This is a genomic window from Myroides indicus (assembly GCF_004364575.1).
Taxonomy (GTDB): domain Bacteria; phylum Bacteroidota; class Bacteroidia; order Flavobacteriales; family Flavobacteriaceae; genus Flavobacterium; species Flavobacterium indicum_A.
The window spans coordinates 1-2,855 of the sequence record NZ_SOAG01000065.1; the positions used below are offsets into that span (position 1 = coordinate 1).

Consider the following 2,855-nt stretch of genomic DNA (forward strand, 5'->3'; position numbering starts at 1 on the left):
ATAAGCATAAACCATCACTTTAAGCATCATTTTGGGATGATAACTGGGATGTCCTTCCCGACTGTAGGTTTCTAATAAGGGTTTTAAATCTATTTCCTCCACTACATTATTCTCGATTCTTACAGGATAATCCGATGGAATTAATTCTTCTATAGAAGGTGGAAATAACCAGTTTTGGGATTGGTTGTATTCTTTAATTCTATAATTCATTACATTGATAATTAGGTAGTTAAATTTAGTATTTTTTATATTAAAATCCTAATTATTAGCCTTTTTTTGCTGAAAATTGAATAAAAAAACCGCCTCAGTTGTGAGACGGCTTCTTTTTTATAAAATCAATAATTCCTCCAATATTTTCCTATCGTTTGCCAAACGGGGCACCTTATGTTGTCCGCCAAGTTTATCTTGATTTTTCAGCCAATCGTGAAACAAATTTTTACGGGCTTTATGCAAAACTAAAGGATTCAAGGTCATATTGTTATATCTTTTAGCTTCATAATCCGAATTAAGTTGTTGTAAATTAACATCCAATACTTTAGCAAACTGTTCCAAGTCTTGTGGTTCTTTGACAAATTCAACTACCCATTCATGAGCTCCTTTTTCGCTGTCCGTCATAAAAACGGGAGCTACGGTATATTCCAGTACTTCAACGCCAAAATCCGCACAGGTTTTTGCCAGTGCCCTGTCGGTATTTTCAATCATTAATTCTTCCCCAAAAACATTTATAAAATGTTTCGTTCGTCCGGTAATTTTAATTCGATAAGGCAGCAATGAGGTAAAACGAACTGTATCGCCAATCAAATAGCGAACTAATCCTGCGTTAGTAGTAATTACCATAGCATAGTTTTTCCCGAGCTCAACCTGTTCCAATGGAATTATCTTTTGGTCCGCTTTACCAAAAGTTTCCATAGGAATAAATTCATAAAAAATACCATAGTCTAACATCAATAACATTTCTGAACAATCATTCTGATCCTGAATGGCAAAAAAACCTTCGGAAGCATTATAGGTTTCATAATACTTAAATGTATCACTTGGCAGCAGCTTGCGGTATTGATCCCGATACGGCTCAAAGCTTACTCCTCCATGAAAATAAACTTCTGCATTAGGCCATAAATCCAATAAACTAGATTTTCCCGTTTCCTGAATGATTCGGTTAAACAAAACCAACATCCATGAGGGTACTCCGACAAAACTAGTTACATTTTCACTTTGAACTTCATTTACTATAGCCTTCATCTTGTTCTCCCACTCCGACATCAACGATGTTTTATTACTCGGCGTACTGCTAAATTCGGCCCAAAAAGGCATATTATCTATCAGAATTGCGGAAAGATCTCCAAAAAAAGTATTGTTATCTTCATATAACTGTTTACTTCCTCCTAAACGCAAACTTTTTCCGGTAAACAATTGAGAATTCTCGTTATTATTTAAATACAGACACAACAAATCTTTGGCAGCTTTATAGTGGCAATTTTCCAAAGCTTCTCCGCTAACAGGTATAAATTTGCTTTTGGCATTAGTTGTTCCGCTTGATTTAGCAAACCAACGAATAGGCTCTGACCAAAAAATATTATTTTCTCCTCTTCGGGTTCTCTCTATATAAGGCTCAAATTCCTCATATGTAAACAATGGTACCCGCTCGGCAAAAGTGTTGTAATTTTTAATACTTGCATAATCATATCTTTGACCAAGCAAGGTCTTCTCATTTGACCTTATCAAGCTCAAAAACACATCATTCTGTACGTCATTCGGGTATTTTCTAAACAAATCTATCTGGTGTATCCTCTTTTTCAATATCCAGGACGCAATAGAATTAATAATCGTAAATGCCATAAATTTTTAATTAACAAATAACTTGTTTATGCTCTTCTTTTCGAAAAGTATTCGTGGCGGCTTAAATGTTTTCGTACTTTTACCACTTACCCAAAAATAACAATTTTATCTATGCAATACGAAGGAGTTTTAAACAAAATGCAAGCGGAATGGAATACGCCTATTGAGTATTATTTGGTATTTAAAAATAACTTTATCAATATCAATCAGATACTTGATCGAAAATTAAAAATAGAGTTTACAGGGTATGAGTGCTTAAACTGTGGACAACCTAAAAAAATATTTCGTCAAGGTTTTTGTTATGATTGTTTTATGTCCAGTCCTGCTGTAGGCGATTGGATTATGAGACCCGAATTAAGCACCGCACATTTGGGCATAGAAGACCGTAATCTAACTTATGAACGCAAAGTCCAATTACAGCCACACATTGTTTATCTTGCCGTTACCAGTGATGTAAAAGTTGGGGTAACCAGAAAAACACAGGTTCCAACGCGATGGATAGACCAAGGTGCCTCAAAAGCCATTGAAATTGTTGAGGTACCCAATCGGTATCTTGCAGGAATTACCGAAGTAGCTCTAAAAAATTCTTTTACAGATAAGACAAACTGGAGAAAAATGCTTCAAAATGAAATATTGGATGTTAATCTTCAGGAGTTAAGAGATTCATTAAAGTCAAAGCTCCCAACAGACGTTCAGCCTTATTTTGCCCAAACCGATTCATCCATTTTTAACCTTGAATATCCTGTTTTGCAATTTCCATCTAAAATAAAAAGTCTGAATTTGGATAAAACACCATTTTTTGAAGGGACAATAAAGGGAGTTAAGGGACAATATTTACTATTTGAAGACGGTACAGTTTTTAATGTTAGAACCTACGAAGGATATGTTGTAAAGATTGGGGTTTTCTAATATTTAAAAAAAGGGAGCCGTCTCACAACTGAGGCGGTTTTTTTATTCAATTTTCAGCAAAAAAAGGCTAATAATTAGGATGTTAATATAAAAATCACTAAATTTAACTA

At 34.5% G+C, this 2,855-nt stretch carries 2 protein-coding genes and 1 pseudogene; 1 reads left to right on the plus strand and 2 read right to left on the minus strand.

Annotated elements, in window-relative coordinates:
• A pseudogene (locus C8P70_RS13650) lies at positions 1-210 on the minus strand (IS5/IS1182 family transposase); the annotation flags it as partial.
• Between the two features lie 117 nt (positions 211-327).
• Positions 328-1,836, minus strand: coding sequence for a GH3 auxin-responsive promoter family protein (locus tag C8P70_RS13655; protein ID WP_133713847.1), 1,509 nt, complete (start codon positions 1,834-1,836; stop codon positions 328-330).
• A gap of 111 nt (positions 1,837-1,947) precedes the next feature.
• On the opposite strand from C8P70_RS13655, the gene C8P70_RS13660 reads away from it, so the two are divergent.
• Positions 1,948-2,745, plus strand: a complete 798-nt coding sequence (locus C8P70_RS13660; protein ID WP_133713848.1) for a DUF2797 domain-containing protein — start codon at positions 1,948-1,950, stop codon at positions 2,743-2,745.
• The last annotated feature ends 110 nt before the right edge of the window (positions 2,746-2,855 follow it).